This window comes from Thalassotalea ganghwensis, from assembly GCF_053485795.1.
Map to the genome: position 1 here is coordinate 90,301 of NZ_JBQRUM010000012.1, position 17,526 is coordinate 107,826.

The window sequence follows — 17,526 nt, forward strand, 5'->3', positions numbered from 1 at the left end:
TTATTCTCCAAAACGGTAAAAAACGCCAAGGCCGATAAAATATTGTTTGTCATCTCCTAATGCGACGATGGGACTATCTTTGGCATCTTGCATGAGTTGAGTTGCGCCAGTACGTAAAAACGCTCCCCATTTAGGACTCATAAACAGCCCGATATTGGCATTGAAAGTAATATCTCTAATTGATGAACTAGCGCTATACATTGGTAACCCAGACAACGCCGAGTCCATTTGATTAACACCAAAGTACGTGTTCATATAGTTGCTGTCGGCGTAGGTGGTAGAAAGTTCGAATTCAATTCGCCACGGTATCATTAGTGGTAATGTGTAACTAAATTCGAGGGTTGAATAGCTGCCTTTGTGACTGTTTGAACCGTCAGTGAATATTGATAACCTTGTATTGAACTCGTCGCCATTTAAGTAAAGGTTACTTAATTGATGATTGACAAATGCGCCTACATTAACACTTAAATCAATGTCTTCAAATTTAGCTATTGTCGAATTTTCGACATCGGCATCACGACCAAAATCCAACTCAGAGGTAATACCCAATTGAAGATTGTTGCTTTCAAAGAGGCTAGTTCTCAAAGTTAACCCCTCTATTTCAAGATCATAATTACCAATAGATAAATCAGCGACCATCATCGGGACAGTGGAATAATCATCACTGCCTTGGTATTCAGGGGTTAAAGCAGGCCCAAATATGACAAAGTTCTGCTTTTCAGTCTGCGCTGAACTGGTAAATGATAATAAAAGTGCGCTAGCTAATGTCAGACGTATTTTGTTACGTTTTTTCATGTTAATTCACTACCTAAGTTGTTGATTAGTTTTTAATATCTTACGGATATATTTTCGGGAAAATACTCGCTTTTATATGGCAGGGTTTAACAATGCAGAAATTAGATTTACCTCTTAAAAAACAACCACTTCAGCAAAGATCTAAGTTTTTGGTTGACTGTATATTAGAGGCGGCGACTCGCGTTTTGAAAACGGAGGGTGTTGCTGGATTTACCACTAATGCCGTCGCTGACGAAGCTGGCGTGAGTATTGGTTCGCTTTATCAATATTTCACTTCAAAAGAAACCCTACTCGCGGAAATTAAACGCTCACACTTTAGTGAATTACTCTCCCTTTTTCGTCAAGTTCCAGAGCGACTAAAAACAAATCAGTTATCTGAACTGATCAGTTGCTTTGTAGATGCAAGTGTCGCAGGCCATGAAATTGACCCAACCTTGCACAAGATACTGAGTCATGATGTTGCTAATTTTGAGCTGGAAGAGAAAGCTGATCTGAGTGCAACCATTCATCAAAAAGTTGCGGAAGCCTTTAGTCAGTACAAAGGCCAGATCCGTGAAGGCTTAGATCTAAATGTAGCAGCACAGTTGTTGTCGACCTTGGTGGAAACTACTGTGCATCATACGGTACTGTACCAAGCAGATAAACAAAAACAGCAACGTACCATTGCTGAATTAAAGTATTTGATTATGGTGTATTTAACATGTGGAGAATTATCGACAGAGTAATTTACCCTGTCGTTAACATTAATCCGCATTCGTCCATTTTTCAATGAACTGCTTGATGCCTGTGCCCGATACCAATTTGAAGTTTTGCGCGGCATCAGGAAGCTGATTATAACCATCTTGTACAACTAATAGGCCATCTGGCCAATCTTTACCTAGGCTCATCGAGGTAACCTCGAGTCCGTCTGTTTCTGAGACTTCATCGACATTGTGTGTTTGATTGGTTGCTACTCTAAAATGACCAAGCGCTTTTATAGTATCGTTAAGTTGGTAGATCACATAGCTATTAGTTCCTTGGCTAGAAACCACTAAGTAGGGTTGCTCATTAAGATAATACAAGCCTACTCCTTCAACATCGGCATTAAGCATATTATCTAGCTCTGCAACCTGGTTTAGATCGTTAATTTTCGGATCGGCAGAAAGTTGCCAAATGCCTTTTGCTTCTTCGCCCATATACAGTTTTTGGCTTTTATCATCAGCAACACATCCTTCAGGCTGACTCGGCAGTGAAAATTCGCGCACTAAGGTTGCAGATATAGGGAGTTTTTCTGTGTGCAGTTGGTATTGTTGGTATCGACCATCTTTATCATTAATAAAGACATAATTATTGTCGTTATTTTGGTACATGCATAAACCATACACTTCATTTAAATTGGTCTTAATATCATTTAGGTGAGTTAACTGCCCTTCGGTGTTAATCGCCAATAAACTAATGCTGTTGTTGCTACGGTTACTCGCTGCTGCGATATCAACTTGTTCGCCAGCAAGCGAGATCTGATAACGTAAATCTACGTTATTGAGTCGTCCAATGGCGAGTTGCTGGGTTAATTCTCCCGCTAAGTTATACACGTTTAAACCGAGTTTTTTATCTGTGCCAATAATTAGGCTCTGCTCAGTATTTTGCATATTAATCCAAATAGCGGGGTCGTCAGCGGCATCTCCTTCGGTATTGACGGGTAATGTTTCAACACTCGGTGTTAGCACATCAGAGATGGATAAACGCTGCTTATGAGTGTTCTCGCACCCAGCTAGCGCGCTAACTAAAAGGCAGACTAATAAGTAATTAACGGTTTTCATTTTTCTGTGACTCCTGTAATAAATCTGTACGGTAAAGCACTTCGCCTGTTGCGCTAATAATTTGAACGCGAATTTTTTCATCGTTTACCGACACGGCGATAAAGCCAGGGGTGGCTTGCGCGAAGCGGGTAAATGCCCGATGACTCACTGTTCGTAACTTAGCGCCTGCACCAGAAACGAAGTGGGCTGTAAATTTGTTTGTCGGTTGGTTATGCTGCAGGTCGTGCTCGTGCCCAGCAAAGTAGGCGTTTACCTTATGGCGCTCAAAAATAGGTTCGAGTACGTTTCTTATCCCTTGGTTTTGCCCAAAGCGTTTACCACTCGAATATAAAGGGTGATGACCGATAACGATCTTCCACTTAGCGCTTGACTGAGTCAGTTGCTGTTCTAGCCAGTTAAGTTGTTGTTGGCTATCTTGTCGCTGCGTTGCCGCATATTTAGCTCGAGTCTTATATTCTGGATTGAGTGGGCTAGTATCAATGAATAACAGCAATAGTTGCTCACCATTGTTTAGGGTAAAATGTTTGGCGTAATAAGGAGCAGGAAACTGCCAGCGTCGGCTTTTTTGGCTGTAATCAATTTGTGCCTGCCAATTACCACGATAGTCATGATTTCCTAAAGTTGGATACCAATCGTTGAACAAATAAGGCCCATGATAAACAGCTTCAAATGAGCTTTGCCAATAGGGGTCGTCAATAGACGCAACGCCATTGTCATAGAAATTGTCGCCTGTGGTAGTGACAAATTCGCCGTCAAACGCACGCATGGCAATGTCTAACCACTGGGCAACTGGCTGTTGCGAAAAATGGCCATTGGTGCCCCAATCCCCGATCACCATAAAGTTTAAGCTATTGTCGAGTAACTCTAGATTGTTGATCGGGTGTTTTTGGTAATAAGCATCATCATAGATTTGCTGCCCAAAAGCGAGCAGCGGTAGTAATGCTAAAATACCGATAAATTTGCTAAATATTAATAACATAAGTTTAGTGTTTTTTACTTCGTGTACATAGTCGCGACGCAGTACCTAATCGTTCTGCGCCATGGTGATCTTATTTTTGAGATTACATTGTCCAGTTGAAGCCCAGTTCAAATGTGCGACCATAGGTTTCATACTGTGCGTTATTATTACGACGATCAAAGTAATGGTAATAGGGTTCATCATTAATATTCACGGCGTTGAAATATAAATGCATGTTCTCGTTTATGAAGTATTTCCCCATGAAATCAACTTGTTGATGGGCATCTTCCATGCGCAGCATATCGCCATCGATTTCTTCCAAATTTTCGCTTTTATAAGAAAGTGTTAAGCGTAAACTCAGCGCGTTGCTTTCATAGCCTAAAGTAACGTTTCCAACAGTATCACTCTGATTAGGAAGGCTAGTTTCATAGCGTTCTCCGTCAAGTAAGGTTGTCGCCTTAGAATCGGAAAATGTGGCATTGGTTGATAGGAGCAAACCATTGTCAAAAGCTTTCACCCAAGACAACTCAACGCCGTTAACGGTGGCGGATTCACCATTGATTGGCTGCATTACCTCGTTGTATCCATCCCAACCTTCGGTTCCTGCAACATCAGCAATAATGACAAAATTATCGATAGTTTTATGAAAGTAGCCTGCTGAAATCACGCCTATATCACCAGGATAGTACTCTAACGCAATATCAATATTGTCGGCTTCGTAGGGTTTTAAATCTGGATTCCCGACCTCTGCTTCTCGTTCAGTAATATAGGTACCGTCATCTTCTTCAGTTTTAGATTCAATAATTTGATAAGCACCAATATCTTCAAACTTTGGTCGAGAAATTGTTTGGGTATAGGCAAATCGACCAATGAGTTTCTGGGTAAATTCGTAACGGGCATTGATGCTAGGTAGTAAATGGTTGTAATCTTGTTCACCTGTCCATTGGCTGTTGACAACTTCTTCAACATCGGTTTGTTCGTTTTCAATTAGTTCAACGCGCATACCTTGCGTTGAAAATTGAGTTTGTTCATAACGCAATCCCGCCACTAATCGTAAATCATTAATATCAATTTTTGACATGAAGTAAGCGGCAAAAATGTCTTCATTATTTTGATAAGTTGCACCATTGGACTCTAGTTCTGAATCGAGTTGTGCCAGTTCAAGTTCAGATTGATTGCGTTTAAAGAAAGAACGCATGGTTGAGCGGTCTAAACCATCACCGAAGTTGCCAAGGCTCCAATCGGGTGCAGTAGTAGCGAATTGCGCTGAGTCAATCTCATCAAAGTCACCATCGTAGATAAAGATACTGGTATCGTTAAGCTTTTCACGTTGGCGAAATTTAGCGCCAAATTTCACTTCTACTGCATGGTTGTTCCATTGGCTAAAGTGAGTAAAGTCTACTTTGGCGCTTGTTTCGGTATCTTTAGTGTAATTGTCCTCAAAACTAATTTCATCTAACGCATAGTGATTCATACGCATGACATTGTCATTTTGGCTGATCGTTGGAATTTGGCCTGCCATACTGGAATCAATGGTAACTTCATCATTGGCGAATACGTAATAGAGTGAGTCAGGCTCATCTTCATCTGCTTTTGAGTAACCCACTTGGTATTCAACAAGCCAATCATTAATGACGTGCTCGGCACCCGCGGTAACTGATAGAATCGTCTGACTTTCAAAGCGATCTTTGCTTTCACGTTCGACTTCAGAGTCTTCACCATCAAATGTAAAAGTGTTGGCTAATCGATACTCATTGTCAGAAAACTTGCTGTACAAACTGCGCAGATAATATTGATTATTAAAGTCGGGGCGAATATCTAAGTTGATGGCGGCACCTAGGCGTTCACGATTAATTTGATAAAAGCGTTGCTCAATCTCATCATCGCCGTTTGTTTCAATGTTATCAGAGCCGAAATCTCTGTCGTAATAGGATAATGCAGCGGCTAAACCAACAGTATCGTCAATAATATGCGTATAGCTACCTGATAGTTTTGGGCTCGTTTCTTTACGTAGTTCGTTATGGCTAGTTTGTACGGTTAAACTGGCACTATCTTCATTTTTGTCAAAAGCACTTAAGCTTATCACTTCAATTGAGCCACCAATGGCATCGGCATCCATATCTGCAGTGACGGATTTGGAAACAGCAAGTCCTTGGATCAGCTCTGCAGGTAAGACATCCAGAGCAACAGAGCGCACACCGCCTTCGGGAGATGGCACATTCAAGCCGTTTATCGTGACATTATTTAGATTAGGATCAATACCACGAATGCCGACAAAGCGTCCTTCACCCTGATCTCGTTCAATCGATAGTCCCGGCAAACGCTGCAATGCTTCTGCGGCATTTTGGTCAGGAAATTGGCCGATTGCATCCGCTGATACGATTGATTTTATACTATCAGCGCTGCGTTGTTGATTCAGTGCAGAGGCTTGACCGCTGCGTTGTCCGTAAACAACGATATTTTCTATGCGGTTAAGTTTAGTGACCAACTGAAGATTGTGTTCGAGTGTTTGACCTGATTTTACGGTAATCGTTTGTTCAATTGGGTTAGCACCCATGTATGATACGACGAGCGTGTAGCTACCTTCGGGGATATTATTAAAACGATATGAACCGTTGCGTCTCGAGGTGGTTGTGATCCCCAGTTCTTTAATTTCGAGTTGGGCACCTGAAAAATAGTGAGTTAAGTTTTCACTACTCAGCTGCCCATGTATGTTGCCGTTATTCTGCGCAAAGGCGTTTTGGCTAGCTAAGGCCATCAGGCAAGCCAATGTCAGTTTGTTTCTAATCAGGTGCATGTCGAATTCCACTTTTAAATGAAGTTGATTGAAAAAGATTGCTAGGCAGCCTATGCGGCTTTAATGACTTTTTTATGACGGAAAAAATTCAATGGGTATCAGCAACCCTGATTTTTGCGAATTTTCCGAGGGATTTGTGTCGCAATGAGCTTTTTTGACCTCCTAATGATGACGAATTTTATCGCTGTGTGATGGTCAGTGTTCTGGTAACTGCTTTTATCTTCATTTTATTGTCATATCGCTGAGCCAAAATGACCTTATCTAAAAATTTTCGAAATGAGTAAGATAGGCATTAATTCCATTAGTTGCCTTATTGACGTGACGTTATGAATTACTCCTTGTTATCACACCATAATCGTTTGGTTTCATTAGCGTTTGGAACGATTAGTATTGCAGTGGCTTTATGCTTTGGACTAGGCGTTAGTAAAACTTGGGTACAAGTCGCTTGGCTAGACGTTCTAGGGGAAGGCGGTATCGCCATTTTAACCATGGTATGGGTGTTTTTTTTGCTGGTTAGCCGACCAACTGGACGGGTAACGAACTTACTGGTTGTTGGTCTTTGCTGCTACATGTTTTCGGCATTACTTGATTTGTTTGACGAGTTTGTTTACTACCAAGACGCTGCTTCGTGGCTTAGTTTGGTAGAATCTATGCCAGCGCTCATTGGCATGGTGGTTATCACCTACGGTTTATACTTATGGCACCAAGAGCAACTCATTTTAAATCAGCAATTGAAGCGACGAGAGTATCGTTTGCGTGCCCATGATCAGGTGGATTATGTCACTAAGCTCTACCGAGCAGAATACATGAAAGCTCTTATTCAAGAAAAACTAAATGATAACTACCATGATGCTTTTTCAATTGTTTTGCTTGATATGGATAATTTCGATGATTTTAATCGTCAATATGGTGCAGCAGAGGGCGACCGGTTGTTGCGAGAAGTCTCTGAGTTGATATTAATGAATCTTCGGCAGTCTGATTTAGCATGCCGTTTCGCAGGTGATAGATTTGTGTTGTTATTTTCGGACACGGATTTTGTTAGTGCAAATGAAATAGCGAAGCAAATCAGTAATGCTGTTAAGCACCTTTCATTTAAGCTCTCCGCGACTGGGCAAGCGTGCTACCAATCATTGACATTTGCGACAGAAGAATCCTTGCCTGATGATAATTTAGAACAACTGTTGGCTAGAGCAACTCGTCAGCTTGAATTATGTAAAGGCGGTTACTGACCATGGCCTTGCCTTTGACATTAATGGTAGATGATAAGTTCTTTCCAGCTCATCAACTTGCTGCATGTTTAATTGATTTAGTATGCTCCAGAGGAGTTGATCAGGATAAACTGTTGCGAGGAACGGGTATCTTTTATCAGGATATCCGTCATGGTAATGTCTTGCTGTCAGCAAAACAGTTATTAAAGTTAATCGAACGTGCAGAGCGTCTATATCCCGGCAATGATTGTGCGTTCTTACTTGGTCATCGCTTGTTTCCAAGTAATTATGGTGCTATCACCAGTGCGCTTCAATATAGTCAACATTTGGCCGAAGCATTACGCATTCTTTCGGTGTTTCACTGGCAAATTTGCCCGTTTATTTTTGCAAAGCGCTATGATGATCAACAGCGCGTTAATTTACTACTTAACGATAGCTTCGGTAGTGATAGGGTGTGGCGTTTTATTATCGAAACATATTGTACCGCGTTATCTGGTGCAATAAAAAGGATGTTTGGCAATCGCATACCTCTGCGGTTTTATTTTGCTTTTCCTCAGCCGAGTCATTTACCAGAGTATCAGGAAAATTTGGGTTCACAGATAGAGTTTTCTATGCCGGTTACTAGCATTAGCTTTGATAAAAAACATTTACACTCTGAAAACCCTTTATATAGTCGAACCTTAAAATGGTGCGCGATCAAAGAGGTGAAAGCAGCTGAACGTTATTGCAGTTTAATTGAGGCATTACATCGTTTGATTAACCGTCATTCTCACTGCTCATTGCAAGAAGCAGCACAGTATTTTTTATTAAGTCCATCAACGCTTAAACGCAAACTTAGTCTACACGGTACCAGTTTTCAGCAAATTCAAGATCAAGTGAGAAGTCAGCAAGCTATCTATTGGCTTAATATGCAGCGACTCAATAATGAAGAGAGTGCGTTAAGAATGTGTTTTTCAGATTTGGCGAATTTTAGGCGCTCAGTGAAACGCTGGACAGGCTTAACACCGAGTGAACTGAGAGCAAAGCGCTAAAATATCATTAGCAATAAAGCTAGGCTGTGATAGGGTAAGCTAAGTTAACCTTAGCTCTGCCTCAAGAATGTATTGCTAACGTCTATTTTTACTGATTTTTGCGTTATATTGTCGTTAATTTCGGACTACTCTTTCAACAATATACCTTTATTAAGTAAAAAGTGATGCGTTAGAAGCACCGGGTAAATTGAATTGCATGATTGTATTGGTTTTGTGCTGTTTCCTATACAAAGCTAAGGTTAAGTTGGTGTAATAAAACTGATTGTTTTTTACATTGAACTTCAAGTGTCGCGAGTGTTTATAGCTATGTTTTCCGTATTTTTGATTAACTGTTTAATCGTCGCCATTGCGGTAATGATTCATTATGAATTTCTCTATCGCATTACCCTATGGATCCCTAAAATGACTATTAAGCATCGATTACGCATTGTCATTGGGGTTTTTGGTGCATTGGTCGCTCATGCTATCGAAGTCTGGGTTTTTGCTATAGCTTATTATTTGATGAATAAAACGGAAGGCTGGGGAGCGCTTGAAGGACGATTTGATGGTAGCTTACTCGATTGTGCTTACTTTTCTTTTACTGTTTTTAGTACCGTCGGTTTCGGTGATATTGAACCGTTAGGTAATATTCGCTATTTAACCGGTATTGAATCTTTAACTGGACTGGTTTTGATCACTTGGTCAGCGTCATTCTTGTATTTCGAAATGCAACGCCATTGGAATAATTTGTAGATAGACAACAGCGTATTGATTATGTACGTTGTATACAGGTCTAACCACTTATAGGTAAGCAATGAATACAAGAATTGAATATCAAGTGATTAATCAGGTGGCATGGGTGACGCTTAATCGCCCTGATAAGCTCAATGCGCTTGATCTAGAGATGTTCATTGGTTTAGATCGAACAATTAAAAATATAAACAAAAACAGATCTATTCGTGCTGTCGTTTTAACTGGCGCGGGCGATAACTTTTGCAGCGGCCTTGACGTTAAATCGGTCATGTCTTCTCCAACTGCCGCAGTTAAATTGTTGTTTAAGTGGTTGCCTTGGCGCGCTAATTTAGCACAACGTGTTTCGACTGGCTGGCGCCATCTATCGGTTCCGGTTGTCGCAATGATCCATGGGAAATGTTGGGGCGGGGGCTTGCAAATAGCCTTAGGCGCTGATTTTATCGTTGCCCATCAACAAGCCGAGTTTTCGATCATGGAAAGTCGATGGGGGCTAATTCCTGATATGGGCGGTACGTTGGCATTACGTGAACGCTTAACCTTACCCGTTGCTAAAGAGCTTGCTATGACCGCGAGAATTATCTCGGCGTGTGATGCTAAAGCATTAGGGCTTATTGATAACGTGAGTGAGCAACCGCAGGCGATGGTCGATGAGTTACTCAATACACTTTTACAGCAATCTCCTGATAGTGTTGCGGCAACCAAGTGCCTGTATAACCGCAGTTGGTGGTCATCTATCGGGCTAACCTTATTGAGAGAAAGCTACTACCAAATTCTGGTTTTGTTAGGTAAGAACCAAAAAATTAAAACCCATAATCAACGACATCCAGACGACGTAAAGCCATTTAAGCCTAGACGTTTCAAATAGTAATCATGAGTGAAAAAGTTATTATCGACTATCTCGAGCAGTTTAAAGATGACAAAAAGGCCAAACATTCGGCACGTTTTTTTAAAACAGATGTTGGAGAGTACGGAGAAGGTGATCGCTTTTTAGGGATTAATGTCCCGACAATTCGTCAAGCGATCAGTCATTTTAAAGCTGAGTTGTCGTTAAATTTAGCAATTGGCCTCTTGAAAAACCCTTATCACGAAGTGCGTTTGTTTGCTGTGCTGGCATTAGTAGCTTTGTACCAACGGGGTAGTAAAGATGAAAAAGAGAATGTATACCAAGCGTATCTTGAACATAGTCAATTAGTGAATAACTGGGATCTTGTTGATAGCTCAGCGCACAAGATAGTTGGTGTTCACTTACTAAACCAAGATAAAACGATATTATTGACCTATGCGCAATCGAAAAATTTATGGCAAAGACGTATCGCGATGATGTCGACCTATACCTTTATCAAAGCGCAAGATTTTCAAACCACTATTGAGCTTGCTAAGGTGTTGTTGAATGACAATCATGATCTCATTCACAAAGTGGTTGGTTGGATGCTAAGGGAAATGGGCAAGAAAAATATTCAAATGCTAAGAAGTTTTTTGAACGACCATGCTAAGCTAATGCCCAGAACTATGCTGCGCTACGCTATTGAAAAGCTGAGCCAGGCCGAACGTCAGCATTATCTGTCTATTAAAGCGACTTAATTGCAAAAAGCTGACGTCAATCAAACCTTATTCGGATAAATCTTATTACACTGTCTTCTGGGCTTTGATAACGGAGAGTGCAATTGACAGAAGCACAAACGATACGATTACTGAATATTTCGATCGCAATTGGTATCGTGTTGCTGTTACTCGGTCATTATTTTATCTCCTATGCGCATCTACCTGAGAAAATGGGGGTTAGTGGCATGATCATTAGCGCGGCTTGTATCGCATTAGGATTGATATTTTCGTTGCCAACAAAAATGTATTTAACGTTTTTATTGGTGAAAAGAGAGCAAGAAGGTAAAAAAAGTAGCCAAGGTTCTCCAAACAATGATCATCAATAGCTGCAAAAATAGCCTCAAAAAACCAACACCCCATAAATATTATCAATATTCCTAATTATCTACTGATATTCATCTTCTTATTCCTGATATGATAAACAAGAATTTGCTTGAAAATTAACAACATCAAGCAATAGAGGATAGTTATGAAATTAGGTGAACGAATTAAACAGCTGCGTAGCCAAGCTGAACTTACTCAACCAGAATTGGCGGTTAAAGCGGGAATCGAGCAATCTTATTTATCAAAATTGGAAAATGAAAAAAGTACGCCATCATTTGATATTTTAAATAAAATAGCACTCGCTTTTGATATTGACTTTATGACCCTGATCACACCGATATCAGAGCAACACTTGAATGCTCAACTGGGTCATATTCCTGAAGTTGCCATTAAACTTGAAGCAAAACAAGCCGCCAAGAAAGCATCGTTAAAGCGTGGTTATATTGTGTCTGTATTGGTGATTTTATTAGGTATCGCCATGACCATGTCGGGAAACTCTTCGTCAATATTTGCCAGTAAGGTTTACCAGTATGAATCTCAAGGTTTAATTGATAAAGGCGAAACCAATGAGCAGTTTTCAATTCATCGTTTGCAATTGGTGAAAGAGTCGCGAGAAGAATGGTTGGAACGTTTGGACAAAAATGCCAGTCGTATTGATCAAAAAATAGAACTGACCTCAACCTACAAGGGAGACAGTTATGTCGAGCCTATTGGTGAGCAAAGACGTTTTTACAGGCTAACATCAACGGCCGATATTGAATCTCCACTCAAAGATATTATTTCAATTATGGGGTTGGTGCTCCTAGTCGGCGGCGGTTTTGGTCTGTCTTATGTGTTTAAGCTAATGTAAAAATGGTTAGCCCAATTTGTATTTTTTGTATTCTGGGTATAAATCCAAATAATCGCACCAAGAGCTAAAGCTAGTGTAGGTAAATCGCTTATCTGTTGCCGTATACCATTGTGACGTCATGCCGCCGGATAAGCGAAATTTTCGTTTGTAGCCATCAATCGCAATATAGCAGGCTAACATTTCAGTGGTTTCATTTTTAATTCGTGCTTGAATATACCCTTGGGCGGTTTTGCCAAATAACATTGAAATATGTGGCTTTGCCGATAGATTTGAATGAAAAATCGACAAAAGATAGAACAGCAGTGTCAAAAATACCGTTTTTAAGATGCTCGCCGGCAAAATATTTCCCTTTTTTTTATAAAAATTCATTCTTTTATCAAATTGAAATATAAAGGTAAATTTTAATATGAGTAGATAATAACCATTACAATAGTGTAGATTTCGCTATTTTTTCTTTTGTTTCCATTGAAAGCTGATTAGAGTGTCACCATAACTTATTTAACAAAAATAAAAGGCTGCATAACTATTATAACGCAGCATGGAACATCAGAGATAATTTATGAACATTGTACCTATTAAAAAAGAAACTCATCAGAATATAAAAATTGCTAATAAGCGTGATTTATCTCACGTTGCTAATCAACACATTGTGCCTGTAACGGCTCGCGAATTTGCACAAGCAGCAACCAGCTACCCAATTGTTGCGGTTAAAGATCCGGATAATGGTAGAACACGTTTCGTTGCAATGCTTGGTTTAGAAGCAGGCGAAAATTTATATCATAACGATAACAAGTGGGAGGCTATCTATGTTCCTCAAAGCATTTCGTTAGTGCCATTTGCGCTTGGTTTAGATCCAGAAAAAGAGAAAACATTAACAGCGTGTGTTGATATGGACAGCCCATTTGTTGGTGAAGATAAAGATGAAGCATTATTTGATGCGGAAGGAAACGAAACTGATTTATTGAAAAGCGTTCAAGAATCTTTAGGTCGTATGTATGAAGATGAAGTAACAACAGAAAACTTCTTAAAAGTACTAGAAGAAAATGACTTATTGATGGAACTTGAACTTCAATTAGCCATTAATACCGGTGAAAATAAAAAGTTAGTTGGCTTATTTGGTATTGATGAAAAGAAACTTCAAGCATTACCAGACGATAAAGTACTAGATTTCCATAAACGTGGTTTGTTTATCCCAATCAATGCAATGCTAATTTCAGCAGGTCAAGTAAATCGCTTAGCACAGCTACGTAATAAAAGTGAAAACCCAGCAAAAGTGAGTGGTATTCAATTTAGACCAGTAGAAGCTAAATAGAAAATAATCACAGAGAAAGGAGCCGAATGGCTCCTTTTTTTTATTTTTTTAAGCAGAACAATCTAACAAAACCCTTCTATCGTTGTTGTTAATTCATCGTTAAATTGTTTTAATAAAGATTAACAGTGCTTTTAAGCTGTGCTAGTTTATCTTATTGCTGTATTTAAATTAGGGGATAATATGGCTGAACAAAAAAAAATTCCTGGCAAATTAGAAGAGAGTATTCAAAGTCTTGCTGGTGATATTTATGTGCAAATTGAAGAGAAAGTTGCTGAACTGGTTTTAGCTTCTCAAAAAGATGTCGCCATCTCAGTCGATGTTGTTCAGCAGCACCCTGTATTTCAAGAGTTAAAGCAGCAAAATGAAGCTCAAGAAAAACAAAGTCAGGACGCAATTAAGCAATTAAATGAGCAACTGGCAGCGCAAAAATCCCAAATCGAGCAGCTGCAAGCGCAAAGTACTCAGCAACAAAAAGAACTCAAGAATGCTGCTGATATGAAAGGCGCTAAACTGTCGGATACCGAAACGGTATTAAAAGAAAAATTAAATGAAAACAATGAATTACAGGATAAAGTTCAGCAGTTAGAAGAAAAGGCAGCCCAACAAGAACAATTACTTAATCAGCAAACGTTAGAATTAAATAAACAATTAGCAAAGGTCACTGAGTTGGTTGAAAGTGAACAAAATCTGCGCAAGACTGATCAGGCTAAAGCCGCAACTTTAGGTGTTCAAAATCAACAAATATCGGACCTTAAAGACCAATTAAATAAAGCGCTTGCCGAGCAAGCCCACGCTAAAGCAGAGTTTGCCAGTAAAATTGCTGCTACCTCAGATTCTGTTTCAGAGCATCAAACTCAGGCAATTCAATTTGCTAAACAATGTGAAGCCTTGTCGAAAGAAGTTAATGATGTCAAAGATGAATTAACTAAAGAGAAGGCGCAAGTTGAAACATTAACTAAAGCGCTTGCCCAAGAAACATCGAAACAAGAAGCTGCGGCTAAAGAATTTGAGCAGCAACGTAATAGTTTAACTGAACAATTAGAGAAGCTGAGGGTTGAGTCTAAATCGACCGCTGAGGAAGCAAAAGCGAAAATTGCGGCATTAACAGAACAAACGTCTTCGCATGACAGCGTCTTAAAAGAAAAAGAAGACTTAGTTGCTAAGCTTGAAAAAGAGCTCGTTGCAACTAAAGAGCAACAACAAGCAGTCATTAAGCAATTAACGGAAAATAATGAAAAGCTCTCCAAAGAGCGTGAAGAAGCCCAAGTTAAATTAACCGAACAACAACAAGCGCAAGAGAAGCTGGCTGCTGAACATAGTGAGTTAACCGCTAGAATTGAGCAAATGCAAAAGGCATTTGTTGATCAAGAGCAACAGATAGAGTCACTTAGTAACCAACTTAAAGAAGCTCAGCAGCAAGTCGAAGCGAGCACAGAGCGTTTTAGCGCTAACCGTGATAAGCAAGAAGCGGAATATAATAAAGCCAGAGAAACCATCAAGTATTTGCGTGATGAAAACCATCAACTTAATGAAAAATTAACCAATCAAGTCGCTGATTTAGAAACGCAACTAACCGAATATCGTCTCAGGTTTGAATACGCACAAAAACAATTAGCTCAACAAGGTTAATGCGCTTGGTTATAATGTCTTAACTATCATTTTAAAAGAAATTTACAGTGGCTATTAACCTCCCTTTCTCTAAGTTGTCTATATGGCAACGAACCGCATTTTGTGCAGCACTGTTGGAGCGTATGCTCCCTAATTATCAAATGTTTTCGCAGGCTGCTGATTTTGGGGATTTTAACGTACTGAGAAATCAACTCGATTTAGTTTGGCAACGGTTAGATAAAAGCCAGAAAATAAAAATTAACTATGATGCACAGCTTGCCAAACTCGAAGATCAGACCCCTGAACCGGAGGATTTTGATTTTTTTGGTGTTTATCCGGCTCTTGATACCTGCATGGCGTTAATGTCCTTATTTCAAAATTTGCAATACAGTGAAGACAATGAAGGTTTTATTGCGGTATCTCGGTTATCGTATAACAGTGTCAGCTTTTATATCGAATTATTAATTAGCCAAGAATTAGCTGAAAGCGAATTAGTTGAACCTGCAATGATTGAGCAACATCCATTAATGGTTTGGGAAAAAGAAATGCAAAATGCGTTATTTGATTTCGCTAAAGAAGCGATTGAAAATAAAGCAACTTGCCTACAACTTAAAAAACTTGCATTAATGGAAAATCTCAGCAATTTAGGGATAGAATTTTAACCGATACTCAATACCTGCAACTATAGTAAGGCGAACCTGCTTTGGGTGCGCCTTTTTTTGTTTTTACGTAACTATTTGTTTACCGAGTTAATCAAGAACTTATGGGTAAATGCTAGTGCTAGATTTCTAATTACGTTAAGGTTATGGCAAAAAACAATACCAAGGATATTTATATGAAGTTAGTTCGCACATTCGTGCTTGGTTTCGTTGCGCTTTTTAGTGTTAACCTGCTTGCCGCTGATGACAAGGTCAGCAATATCAAAAATGCCATTGAAAAGTCTATGGAGACATTTCAAGTACCAGGCGTAGCTGTTGCAATTGTTAAAGATGGCCAAACCGTGCTTAGTCAAGGTTTTGGTGTGACTCAATATGGCACCAACAACAAAGTCAACGCTGATACCTTGTTTGGTATAGCGTCAAATACGAAAGCAATGACCGCTGCATTATTAGCCCAGCTTGTCGATGAGGGAAAAATAAGCTGGTCAACACCGGTTATTGATATTATTCCAGAGTTTCAAATGCCTGATGCTTATGTTACGCGCGAGTTTACCATAACGGATTTACTTGCCCACAATAGTGGCTTGGGTTTAGGTGCTGGTGATTTAATGATATGGCCTGAAACCACTCATACCATTGATGACATTATTAAAGGCATTAAATACTTGCCTGAAGTCAGCAGTTTTCGTAGTGAATTTGCATACGATAACTTAATGTACATTATTGCTGGCGAGGTAGTTGCTCGCGTTACTGGTAAGTCATGGCAAGAGAATATTACTCAGCGTATTTTTCAACCTTTAGGGATGAAAACGACTAAAGCTAAGTATTCGCTGATCCCTCCAAGCAATAAAAATGTTGCCCGTGCTCATGTCCCTTTAGACGGTGAGTTAAACGTCGTTGGTGGTAACTTTCTTGAAAAGTTCAGCTCAGCAGGATCAGTAGCTTCTAATGTCAATGACATGAGTAAGTGGTTGCAAGCTCTTTTAAATCAAGGGGTTTATGCAAAAGATGGTGATAAAGAGTTAAGGCTGTTTAGTGAAAAGCAAAGTGAAACTATGTGGCAACCTCGAACGTTACTACCCGTGTCAGCATCGATGACGGAAAATGATAAAACCCACTTTCTTGCCTATGGGCTTGGTTGGTTTATGAAGGATTATCATGGCGTTAAGCTTGTTCAACACACAGGTGGTATCTTAGGAATGGTATCTAAAGTGGTATTAATTCCTGAAGAAAAATTAGGTTTGGTGATCTTAACTAATCAACAATCAGGTTATGCTTTTAACGCCATAGCAAACACTATCTTAACTGAGTATTTGTCTTTACCAAATAAAGATTGGATCGCTCATTATAAGAAGCGACTGGATGATCGTTTATCAAAAGAAAAAGAACGTCTAGCCAAAGCTGAGGGAGAGGTTGATAAAAATTCATCTCCTTCATTGCCGCTGGAACAATATGCGCAAGTTTATAAAGATGATTGGTACGGTGAAATTGAGATCATAGAAGTAGATGGTCAGTTATACATGCAATTTACCAAAACAGCAGAGCTTCGCGGTACGTTAGAGCATTATCAACATAATACTTTTATCGTTCGTTGGGATGATCGAACTTTAGAAGCGGATGCTTTTATTAACTTTGCCTTAGATGTTGATGGTTCTATTGACTACGCAACGATGAAAGCGGTTTCTAATCTAACGGACTTTAGTTTTGATTTTCATGATTTGAAGCTAAAACCCGCTAAGTAGTCAACGAAGGTTTACTTTTAACTATGTATCATCGGTATTATTTTCCGTAATGCCGATGATTTTTACATTTATCTGCAATATTTTATGACAAAATATTGTCATCACGGTC

General features: G+C 39.5%; 17 protein-coding genes. 12 read left to right on the top strand and 5 right to left on the bottom strand.

Annotated elements, in window-relative coordinates:
- Positions 1–795 (bottom strand): MipA/OmpV family protein, encoded by a 795-nt coding sequence (locus ACSLUH_RS13175; protein WP_448567723.1) that lies wholly within the window; start codon positions 793–795, stop codon positions 1–3.
- 92 nt (positions 796–887) lie between these two features.
- On the opposite strand from ACSLUH_RS13175, the gene ACSLUH_RS13180 reads away from it, so the two are divergent.
- Positions 888–1,520 carry a TetR/AcrR family transcriptional regulator gene (locus ACSLUH_RS13180; protein WP_448567725.1) on the top strand — a complete coding sequence of 211 codons (633 nt, stop codon included), beginning with the start codon at positions 888–890 and terminating at the stop codon, positions 1,518–1,520.
- Positions 1,521–1,538: 18 nt separating this feature from the next.
- On the opposite strand, the gene ACSLUH_RS13185 is transcribed toward ACSLUH_RS13180, so the two are convergent.
- From ACSLUH_RS13185 to ACSLUH_RS13195, 3 genes are all read right to left on the bottom strand, one after another.
- The gene (locus tag ACSLUH_RS13185; RefSeq protein ID WP_448567727.1) at positions 1,539–2,594 is read right to left on the bottom strand and encodes a phytase; all 1,056 of its coding nucleotides are present in this window, start codon (positions 2,592–2,594) and stop codon (positions 1,539–1,541) included.
- Positions 2,581–3,573: a metallophosphoesterase gene (locus ACSLUH_RS13190; RefSeq protein ID WP_448567729.1), complete on the bottom strand. Its 993-nt coding sequence runs from the start codon at positions 3,571–3,573 to the stop codon at positions 2,581–2,583. Before ACSLUH_RS13190 ends, ACSLUH_RS13185 begins: the two co-directional genes overlap by 14 nt.
- 82 nt (positions 3,574–3,655) lie before the next feature.
- Complete coding sequence (locus tag ACSLUH_RS13195) at positions 3,656–6,349, bottom strand: TonB-dependent receptor (protein WP_448567731.1); 2,694 nt, start codon at positions 6,347–6,349, stop codon at positions 3,656–3,658.
- A 326-nt stretch (positions 6,350–6,675) separates the two neighbouring features.
- On the opposite strand from ACSLUH_RS13195, the gene ACSLUH_RS13200 reads away from it, so the two are divergent.
- From ACSLUH_RS13200 to ACSLUH_RS13230, 7 genes are all read left to right on the top strand, one after another.
- Positions 6,676–7,578: a GGDEF domain-containing protein gene (locus ACSLUH_RS13200; RefSeq protein ID WP_448567733.1), complete on the top strand. Its 903-nt coding sequence runs from the start codon at positions 6,676–6,678 to the stop codon at positions 7,576–7,578.
- A gap of 2 nt (positions 7,579–7,580) precedes the next feature.
- Positions 7,581–8,588, top strand: coding sequence for an AraC family transcriptional regulator ligand-binding domain-containing protein (locus ACSLUH_RS13205; RefSeq protein ID WP_448567735.1), 1,008 nt, complete (start codon positions 7,581–7,583; stop codon positions 8,586–8,588).
- Between the two features lie 306 nt (positions 8,589–8,894).
- Positions 8,895–9,320, top strand: a complete 426-nt coding sequence (locus ACSLUH_RS13210; protein WP_448567737.1) for an ion channel — start codon at positions 8,895–8,897, stop codon at positions 9,318–9,320.
- Positions 9,321–9,381: 61 nt separating this feature from the next.
- Positions 9,382–10,185, top strand: a complete 804-nt coding sequence (locus ACSLUH_RS13215; RefSeq protein ID WP_448567739.1) for a crotonase/enoyl-CoA hydratase family protein — start codon at positions 9,382–9,384, stop codon at positions 10,183–10,185.
- Positions 10,186–10,190: 5 nt separating this feature from the next.
- Positions 10,191–10,901 carry a DNA alkylation repair protein gene (locus ACSLUH_RS13220; RefSeq protein ID WP_448567741.1) on the top strand — a complete coding sequence of 237 codons (711 nt, stop codon included), beginning with the start codon at positions 10,191–10,193 and terminating at the stop codon, positions 10,899–10,901.
- Positions 10,902–10,984: 83 nt separating this feature from the next.
- Positions 10,985–11,248, top strand: coding sequence for a hypothetical protein (locus ACSLUH_RS13225; protein WP_448567743.1), 264 nt, complete (start codon positions 10,985–10,987; stop codon positions 11,246–11,248).
- Between the two features lie 143 nt (positions 11,249–11,391).
- Entirely contained in the window at positions 11,392–12,096 is a 705-nt protein-coding gene (locus ACSLUH_RS13230; protein WP_448567745.1) for a helix-turn-helix domain-containing protein, read from the top strand.
- Between the two features lie 6 nt (positions 12,097–12,102).
- On the opposite strand, the gene ACSLUH_RS13235 is transcribed toward ACSLUH_RS13230, so the two are convergent.
- Positions 12,103–12,435 (bottom strand): hypothetical protein, encoded by a 333-nt coding sequence (locus tag ACSLUH_RS13235; protein WP_448567747.1) that lies wholly within the window; start codon positions 12,433–12,435, stop codon positions 12,103–12,105.
- A gap of 220 nt (positions 12,436–12,655) precedes the next feature.
- Here ACSLUH_RS13235 and ACSLUH_RS13240 point away from each other — a divergent pair, with 220 nt between their 5' ends.
- From ACSLUH_RS13240 to ACSLUH_RS13255, 4 genes are all read left to right on the top strand, one after another.
- Positions 12,656–13,408, top strand: a complete 753-nt coding sequence (locus tag ACSLUH_RS13240; protein ID WP_448567748.1) for a SapC family protein — start codon at positions 12,656–12,658, stop codon at positions 13,406–13,408.
- A 180-nt stretch (positions 13,409–13,588) separates the two neighbouring features.
- Entirely contained in the window at positions 13,589–15,037 is a 1,449-nt protein-coding gene (locus ACSLUH_RS13245; RefSeq protein ID WP_448567750.1) for a coiled-coil domain-containing protein, read from the top strand.
- Between the two features lie 47 nt (positions 15,038–15,084).
- Positions 15,085–15,678, top strand: coding sequence for a YjaG family protein (locus ACSLUH_RS13250; protein ID WP_448567752.1), 594 nt, complete (start codon positions 15,085–15,087; stop codon positions 15,676–15,678).
- Positions 15,679–15,851: 173 nt separating this feature from the next.
- Positions 15,852–17,417: a serine hydrolase gene (locus ACSLUH_RS13255; protein ID WP_448567754.1), complete on the top strand. Its 1,566-nt coding sequence runs from the start codon at positions 15,852–15,854 to the stop codon at positions 17,415–17,417.
- Positions 17,418–17,526: the final 109 nt, after the last annotated feature.

Excerpts from the sequence above, each read along its gene's own strand:
- ACSLUH_RS13185 (WP_448567727.1), bottom strand. The coding sequence starts at position 2,594 with ATGAAAACCGTTAATTACTTATTAGTCTGCCTTTTAGTTAGCGCGCTA.
- ACSLUH_RS13195 (WP_448567731.1), bottom strand. The coding sequence starts at position 6,349 with ATGCACCTGATTAGAAACAAACTGACATTGGCTTGCCTGATGGCCTTA.
- ACSLUH_RS13245 (WP_448567750.1), top strand. The coding sequence starts at position 13,589 with ATGGCTGAACAAAAAAAAATTCCTGGCAAATTAGAAGAGAGTATTCAA.
- ACSLUH_RS13220 (WP_448567741.1), top strand. The coding sequence starts at position 10,191 with ATGAGTGAAAAAGTTATTATCGACTATCTCGAGCAGTTTAAAGATGAC.
- ACSLUH_RS13205 (WP_448567735.1), top strand. The coding sequence starts at position 7,581 with ATGGCCTTGCCTTTGACATTAATGGTAGATGATAAGTTCTTTCCAGCT.
- ACSLUH_RS13230 (WP_448567745.1), top strand. The coding sequence starts at position 11,392 with ATGAAATTAGGTGAACGAATTAAACAGCTGCGTAGCCAAGCTGAACTT.
- ACSLUH_RS13255 (WP_448567754.1), top strand. The coding sequence starts at position 15,852 with ATGAAGTTAGTTCGCACATTCGTGCTTGGTTTCGTTGCGCTTTTTAGT.
- ACSLUH_RS13240 (WP_448567748.1), top strand. The coding sequence starts at position 12,656 with ATGAACATTGTACCTATTAAAAAAGAAACTCATCAGAATATAAAAATT.
- ACSLUH_RS13190 (WP_448567729.1), bottom strand. The coding sequence starts at position 3,573 with ATGTTATTAATATTTAGCAAATTTATCGGTATTTTAGCATTACTACCG.
- ACSLUH_RS13175 (WP_448567723.1), bottom strand. The coding sequence starts at position 795 with ATGAAAAAACGTAACAAAATACGTCTGACATTAGCTAGCGCACTTTTA.
- ACSLUH_RS13210 (WP_448567737.1), top strand. The coding sequence starts at position 8,895 with ATGTTTTCCGTATTTTTGATTAACTGTTTAATCGTCGCCATTGCGGTA.
- ACSLUH_RS13180 (WP_448567725.1), top strand. The coding sequence starts at position 888 with ATGCAGAAATTAGATTTACCTCTTAAAAAACAACCACTTCAGCAAAGA.
- ACSLUH_RS13200 (WP_448567733.1), top strand. The coding sequence starts at position 6,676 with ATGAATTACTCCTTGTTATCACACCATAATCGTTTGGTTTCATTAGCG.
- ACSLUH_RS13215 (WP_448567739.1), top strand. The coding sequence starts at position 9,382 with ATGAATACAAGAATTGAATATCAAGTGATTAATCAGGTGGCATGGGTG.